Genomic DNA, 6,666 nt, shown 5'->3' with positions numbered 1-6,666 from the left:
GATCACCTCCTGTCCGGGTTTGGCGCGTGCGGTAATCAGATCGGCGAGATCGTCCTCAAGCTGGCCGATGTAGTCGACATCGCCGCGCCGCCCGGGCGCCGCGCCGTGGCCGCGAAGGTCCGGGATCAGGACATCCGCGCGCCGAGGCCTTCGAGCTGCATCCCGTTCCAGGCCGAGCCGTGGATCATCACAACGAGCGGACCGCCATCCGGCCCGTCGAGACGGCGCAGCACCATCGGGTAGCCGTCGCGCATGGCCTGGGTCTGCGTTGGGAGCGGTTCGGCCCGCATCTGCTGCACAGCGTCGAATTCAAGCCCGTCAGCGGGATCGGGTGCCGCATTCCAGGGCCAGAGCACCATGGCGAAGGGGAGGGCGATCGCGAGGAGGATGACCGTTGCCGCGAGGGCAAGAACGGTTGCGATCATGATTTGCCCCGCTTTCATGAGACCGTGTCGCGCCGGGAGGAAGCATGAAGGCGCTGGGCGCGCGGATCAAGAAAGGCGCAGGAGTGCCGTCTACAAAATATATGGTAGCAAATTACCACACATATCGTTACCCCAATACCACCACCCCCAACCCCATGCACAACAACCCTTCCAGCCCCACCAATCTCCCCAAATAACCCTTGACGCGGCGCGAAACTGCGCATAAACCCACGCCATCGCCGCCGCGTTCGGGGTTCCCGGGCTGGCGGCTCTTCGTTTGGAACGGGGTTTTGCCCCTTTAGGGATACAGCGCAATGAAAACGTTTTCGCTGAAGCCCGCCGATGTCGAGAAGAAGTGGGTCATCATCGATGCGGAGGGCCTCGTCGTGGGCCGTCTCGCCTCGGTCGTGGCGATGCGCCTTCGCGGCAAGCACAAGGCGAGCTACACGCCGCATGTCGATTGCGGTGACAATGTCATCGTGATCAACGCCGACAAGGTGGTCCTCACCGGCCGCAAGCGCGACCAGAAGGTCTATTACCATCACACCGGCCATCCGGGCGGCATCAAGGCCCGCACTGCGAAGTCGCTCCTCGAGGGTCGTTTCCCCGAGCGCGTGGTCGAGAAGGCCGTCGAGCGCATGCTGCCGCGCGGCCCGCTCTTCCGCAAGATCCTCGGCAATCTGCGCGTCTATCCCGGCTCCGAGCATCCCCATGAGGCGCAGCAGCCGGAAGCGCTCGATGTCGCTTCCCTGAACGCCAAGAACCGGAGGCTCTGATCATGGCCACCTTGCAGTCCCTCTCCGATCTCGGCCAGCAGGACGAGACGCCGGTCGAAGCGCCGGTCCATGTCCAGAAGCTCGATGCCCATGGCCGCGCCTATGCCACCGGCAAGCGCAAGGACGCCATCGCCCGCGTCTGGATCAAGCCCGGCGCCGGCAAGATCTCGGTCAATGGCCGCGAGCTGGAAGTATATTTTGCGCGCCCCGTGCTGCGCATGATCCTGAACCAGCCGCTGCAGCTGACCAACCGGGTCGACCAGTACGACATCCAGGTCACCGTGAAGGGTGGCGGCCTCTCCGGCCAGGCGGGCGCCGTGCGCCACGGCCTGTCCAAGGCGCTGACCTATTACGAGCCCGAGCTGCGCGCCATCCTCAAGAAGGAAGGCTTCCTGACGCGCGATTCGCGTATCGTCGAGCGCAAGAAGTACGGTCGCGCCAAGGCCCGCCGTTCGTTCCAGTTCTCCAAGCGCTGATCGTCCCGCGATCACGTTAGGGTCTACGAGGGGTCGCGCTTGGCGCGGCCCCTTTTTCGTGGCGCTGGGACGCTATGGCGCGCATGGGGCAGGGGAAGGCTGATCGCTTGCTCGGTCGGTCCGGATCCGTCAGACCGGGCGATGTCGGGCAATGTTAATCGCTCGCTGGAGGCAGGTACTTATCCGCCATGTCGCCGTCATTTGAGGAAAGGGTGCATTAGGAATACCAGAGCTTGCGCATGGGAAGACGACGGATTTAGGCTTTATTTCCAGGATCAATAAAAGGAATTTCAACGAATTGCCGCCATAACGTTGCGTAAGGAGGCGGTCATGCAGCATACAAAGATCCTGATTGCGGATGCGGATATCGAATCCCGGCAGCAACTCGCCCGGATCGTTTCCGAGGCACGGCCAGATGCGCGTCTGCGCTTTGCCGATACGGGCCGCGAGCTCTTCAAGGTCCTGCAGGAAGAAACCTTCGACATGCTCTTCCTCGATATGGTGCTGCCCTATACCGACGTCGCCAAGCTCAAGAGCGTGATCGCCCTGATGCATGCACAAAACGGCACCCGGCTCGTGCTCGTCAGTGAGGGACTGCGCAAGAACTGGACGATGATCGCGCTTCAGTTGCACGCCTACGAAGTTCTGATGAAGCCCTACCGCGATCATGCGGTGACGCAGCTTCTGGAGACCTTCCAGCAGATTCGTCGGACGCGACAGGCGCTGATCGTCGACCCCTCCGTGCGCACGCGCGGCATTCTGCGCAACGTTCTGGATCGTAGCCAGTTTCACCTGCAGCCCATTGATGCCGAGACGGGTCGCCGGGCGATCCGGCACACACGCAAGCAGGATTTCGAGGTTGCCTTCGTCAGCCATGCACTTTCCGACATGCCTGCCCTGGAGGCCGCCTGCCAGCTGCTCAGCCGCAGTGAAGACAGGATTTCCGTCGTGCTGATGGATCGGGAAGTGGACGAAACCCACCGGGCCTTCGAGGTGTTCGGCATCGAGGATGTGATGATCCAGCCCTTCGATGCGATCGACGTCAACCGGACCCTGCACGGGGCGCTCGGCCTGTGGCGGCCCTATCTCGTCAACGCCCTCGCTGCCGAAAGAGACAGCAAGCGTGAAGACGCCGCACAGGCAAGCCGCGCGGCCTGAGAAACCCGTCTTGTCGCGATCGAGGTTCAGACGTCATGCTCCAGGAAATCTATCAGCTCGTCCAGCAGATCGAGCAGGCCAAGAAGGCGGACGCGAAAAGGGGCGAGGATGTCGCCATCCAGGTGGACAAGTCCGAAGTGGTCGAACGCCTGCGCGCGCTCTACGAAGCCAAGGCCCGGCGGCTCCCCGATGATCGGGCGGCGATGTTTGATCATCTGTTCCTGAATCTCAGCGATGGGATCGATTCGGCCACGAAGCGCGATCTCGCCATGACCCTGGCCATGTATCCGCGCGCCCCGGAAGGCATTGTCGACAAGCTCGTCCAGGATGAGGATCCGGGCGTGGCCGAGCCGCTGCTCAATAGTGCGCTGCGCATCAAGGAGCGGTTGCTTGAAACGGTCGCGCAGCAACGGGGGCAGAAGCATTTGAAGGCTCTTGCCGGGCGTGGCGAAATCGGCGAGCGGGTCACCACCCCGATCGCGCGACGGGGCGATGACGAAACGGTCCTGGCTCTCTCCGTCAACCGCAGCGCGCGTTTCAGTGAAGAGGGGTTCGATATCCTGTCGGAGCGGGCGCGGGCCAATGCGATCCTGCGCAGCGTGGTCTGCTCGCGACCGGACATGCCGCCGGCGCAGTTCGACATGCTGCTCGGTCTCGACGGCGCCCTCGTCTGCGAGGAATTCGATGCGGAATACGGCGATGCCGCGCTGCCAGGCGAGATGCTGGTTGCCATCGTGTCCGCTGCCATGGGTGACGGAGGGCCGACGCGCTTCTCGCGCGCGATGATGGCCGCTTCCTTCGATTACGTGGCGATGCGCGCGCTCCAGCGATCCGTGAAACAGGCGGATCTGGAGCGCTGGTTGCGCCGCCGCCAGTATGAGGATGCCATTGCCGGACTGGCCATTCTCAGCGCCATTCCCCCTGAATACGTGCAACGGCTGATCGTCGCCGATTCGCTCTACCCGGCAGCCATGCTGGTGAAGGCGATCGGCTTCGAATGGGGAACGCTGAAGCCGTTCTGGCAGATCCGCAGCGAGGCCGGTGTGGGCCAGGAAGCGCCGAACGAGGTCTACGAGGTCTTTGACGCCATCGACACGCTGACGGCGCGACGCCTGATGCGCCATGTGGCCCTGCGTGAGAAGATCATCGCCTTTCCCGAGGTTGGATTGCCGGAAGACGGCTGGCCCGGTACGGCGCCGGTACCGGGCGATCAGGCGGACAGACGCGTCGCCTGATCCGGTGCCTCAGGCCCGGGATTCGGGATCATTCTCCAGACAGATCGGCTCGCCATGCGGCGTGGCGCGGGCAGCGCGGTCGAGAGCGGCGCGGCGGGTTTCGAGCTGGTCGTGCGCGACGAGCTGCTTTTGCGCGATGATGCGCTCCAGTGCGGTGAGCCAGTGCGTGTAATAGGTCGCGCCGTCATCGGGAACGCCGGCGTCCTGCGCCTCGCGGATGACGGTCGAAAGCGTCTGTGCCCACTCCTTCCAGGTGAAGGCGCCCTGCTCATGCAGGCGCAGGGTCATGGCGAAGGCCTGGGCTTCCCAGGGCGCGGAGAAGACCGGGCCGTCGGCACAACGCGGAATCGGCGCCTGCGCGGCGCGGGTGGCTGCGTCGAGCGCGTCAGGCAGGTTCAAGATAGCTCTCCCAGGCATCAATCCCGACGATCAGCGTCGCATCGGCCTCCTCGCCCCAGAGTTCACGGCCCGTGAAGCGGACATTGTAGAGCCATTGCGGCTCCTCGCCCTGGCCGTGGGCATGGGTATCGGGGAAGACGTGGACGCCATGCACCATGGCGATGACGCCGCGCTTGCCGCGTGCATAGCGGGGCAGGCGGGTATGGCCGGTGGGGTTCATCACACGGGTGATGACGCTATCGCCCTGCTTGAATCGCGCGGGTTGTGCAGGCTCGCGCTCAGTCGGTCCACCTTGCCTCATGGCGGTCGCGACATCGCTCCCGCGCAGGACGCGCCTGACCGGGACGGGTGCCTCGAGCGCCCCGCCGGCGGCGAGCTCGGCTTCACTGACGAGCCCGAGCCGCGTGACCAGTCGCTCGACGCCCTTGGTCCAGATCTCGAAATAGCGCGACGCCAGATAATCGGGCGGCGGCAGGGTCTCGCGGGCATGCCGGCTCATGTCGAGATTCCAAGCGCCGCTGGCACCCATGGCGATGGTGATGCCGAAGGCGCGTCTTTCCCAGTCGTGATGAAACGGGGTTTCACCTGTCTCGATCTGCACGGGGCCGAACCCGTGCATGCCTCCCATATCCTGCGCGCCATTCATGCCGCATCCTCCCCGCTCGTAAGGCTCGCCGGATCGCGCGCCAGCCCGGTGCCGATCATCGAATCACGGGTGACCAGATCGGCGAGTTTCTCCTGCGACCAACCCTGCGTGCCCTCCGGGCGCATCGGGATGACGAGGTAGCGCATCTCGGCAGTGGAATCCCAGACGCGGATGCGCGTCGTCCCGGGCAGGCTGACGCCGAACTCCGCCAGCACGCCACGCGGATCAATCACGGCGCGTGAGCGATAGGGCGCGGATTTGTACCAGGTCGGGGGCAGGCCGAGCACGGGCCAGGGATAGCAGGAGCACAGGGTGCAGACGACGAGATTGTGCTCTTCCGGTGTGTTCTCGACCGCGACCATATGCTCACCCTGGCGGCCCTCGAATCCCATCGATGCGATCGCCGCGGTCGCGTCGCGTTTGAGCCAGTCGCGGAAATCGGGATTGGCCCAGGCCCGCGCCACCACTTGCGCGCCGTTGCGCGGGCCGACGCGGGTCTCATACATCTCCACCAGCGCGTCGATCGCGGCGGGATCGACATAGCCCTTTTCGACGAGGATCGATTCGAGCGCGCGCACGCGCAGATCCATGGGCGAGAGTTCGCTGCCATGGTCGTGATCATGATGATGGGTGTGGTGATCGTCGCTCATACTTTCCTCCGACCGGCTTGCACCGGCTCTCATATGTTCACGAATCTAGCGCCGTCGCGTGACTGCGCAAGGCGTGATTCCAGAGGGGGGCTTTGGCATGGTTGCGCCGAAACGAAAAACCGGGACGCTTTCGCGTCCCGGTCTGTAATCGGACTGATTGGTACGCCGCCCGCCCGGTCGGGCGGATGCCGGATCAGACGGAGTAGTACATGTCGAACTCGACCGGGTGCGGCGTGTGGTCGAAGCGGATGACGTCTTCCATCTTCAGGGCGATGTAGGCGTCGATCATGTCGTCGTTGAAGACGCCGCCGGCCTTGAGGAAGTTGCGGTCCTTGTCGAGCGCCGTGAGCGCCTCGCGCAGCGAGGTGGCAACGGTCGGGATCTTCTTCAGCTCGCGCGGCGGCAGATCGTAAAGATCCTTGTCCATCGCCTGGCCGGGATCGATCTTGTTCAGGATGCCGTCGAGGCCGGCCATCACCATCGCGGCAAAGCCGAGATAGGGGTTCGCCGTCGGATCGGGGAAGCGGACCTCGACGCGCTTGGCCTTCGGCGAAGTCGTCCACGGGATACGGCAGGAGGCCGACCGGTTGCGTGCGGAGTAGGCCAGCAGCACCGGCGCCTCGTAGCCCGGGACCAGACGCTTGTAGGAGTTGGTCGAGGGGTTTGTGAAGGCGTTGATGGCGCGCGCGTGCTTGATGATACCGCCGATGTACCACAGGCATTCCTGGCTCAGATCGGAGTATTTGTCACCGGCGAAGACCGGCTTGCCGTCCTTCCAGATCGACTGGTGAACGTGCATGCCCGAGCCGTTATCGCCATAGACGGGCTTGGGCATGAAGGTGGCCGACTTGCCGAAGGAATGGGCGACGTTGTGGATGCAGTACTTGTAGACCTGCATCAG

The 6,666-nt window shown here is 64.1% G+C and carries 8 protein-coding genes and 1 pseudogene; 4 read left to right on the top strand and 5 right to left on the bottom strand.

Going from position 1 to position 6,666, the window contains the following annotated elements; translation table 11 throughout:
* Positions 1-125: 125 nt before the first annotated feature.
* Positions 126-425: a hypothetical protein gene (locus VKP01_RS04105; protein ID WP_324410530.1), complete on the bottom strand. Its 300-nt coding sequence runs from the start codon at positions 423-425 to the stop codon at positions 126-128.
* A 314-nt stretch (positions 426-739) separates the two neighbouring features.
* Between VKP01_RS04105 and rplM the strand changes: the two genes are divergently transcribed.
* From rplM to VKP01_RS04085, 4 genes are all read left to right on the top strand, one after another.
* Entirely contained in the window at positions 740-1,201 is a 462-nt protein-coding gene (rplM, locus tag VKP01_RS04100) for a 50S ribosomal protein L13 (RefSeq protein WP_324410528.1), read from the top strand.
* 2 nt (positions 1,202-1,203) lie between these two features.
* A complete protein-coding gene (gene rpsI, locus VKP01_RS04095) occupies positions 1,204-1,677 on the top strand; it encodes a 30S ribosomal protein S9 (protein ID WP_228697811.1) in 474 nt (157 codons plus the stop codon).
* A gap of 330 nt (positions 1,678-2,007) precedes the next feature.
* A complete protein-coding gene (locus VKP01_RS04090; RefSeq protein WP_324410525.1) occupies positions 2,008-2,835 on the top strand; it encodes a response regulator in 828 nt (275 codons plus the stop codon).
* A gap of 35 nt (positions 2,836-2,870) precedes the next feature.
* Positions 2,871-4,070, top strand: a complete 1,200-nt coding sequence (locus VKP01_RS04085) for a DUF2336 domain-containing protein (protein ID WP_324410523.1) — start codon at positions 2,871-2,873, stop codon at positions 4,068-4,070.
* Between the two features lie 9 nt (positions 4,071-4,079).
* On the opposite strand, the gene VKP01_RS04080 is transcribed toward VKP01_RS04085, so the two are convergent.
* The 4 genes and pseudogenes from VKP01_RS04080 to glnA all read right to left on the bottom strand — a co-directional run.
* Positions 4,080-4,469 carry a nitrile hydratase accessory protein gene (locus tag VKP01_RS04080; protein ID WP_414706511.1) on the bottom strand — a complete coding sequence of 130 codons (390 nt, stop codon included), beginning with the start codon at positions 4,467-4,469 and terminating at the stop codon, positions 4,080-4,082.
* Positions 4,456-5,115, bottom strand: a complete 660-nt coding sequence (gene nthB, locus VKP01_RS04075) for a nitrile hydratase subunit beta (RefSeq protein ID WP_324410521.1) — start codon at positions 5,113-5,115, stop codon at positions 4,456-4,458. Before nthB ends, VKP01_RS04080 begins: the two co-directional genes overlap by 14 nt.
* Entirely contained in the window at positions 5,112-5,765 is a 654-nt protein-coding gene (gene nthA / locus VKP01_RS04070) for a nitrile hydratase subunit alpha (protein WP_324410519.1), read from the bottom strand. The genes nthB and nthA overlap by 4 nt, the downstream gene beginning before the upstream one ends.
* Positions 5,766-5,958: 193 nt before the next feature.
* A pseudogene (gene glnA, locus VKP01_RS04065) lies at positions 5,959-6,666 on the bottom strand (glutamine synthetase); the annotation flags it as partial.

The sequence above is a fragment of the Saliniramus sp. genome (genome assembly GCF_035311605.1).
Classification (GTDB): domain Bacteria; phylum Pseudomonadota; class Alphaproteobacteria; order Rhizobiales; family Beijerinckiaceae; genus Saliniramus.
The sequence above is the reverse complement of the archived record's forward strand: the minus strand, read 5'-3'. Positions and strand labels throughout refer to the sequence as shown.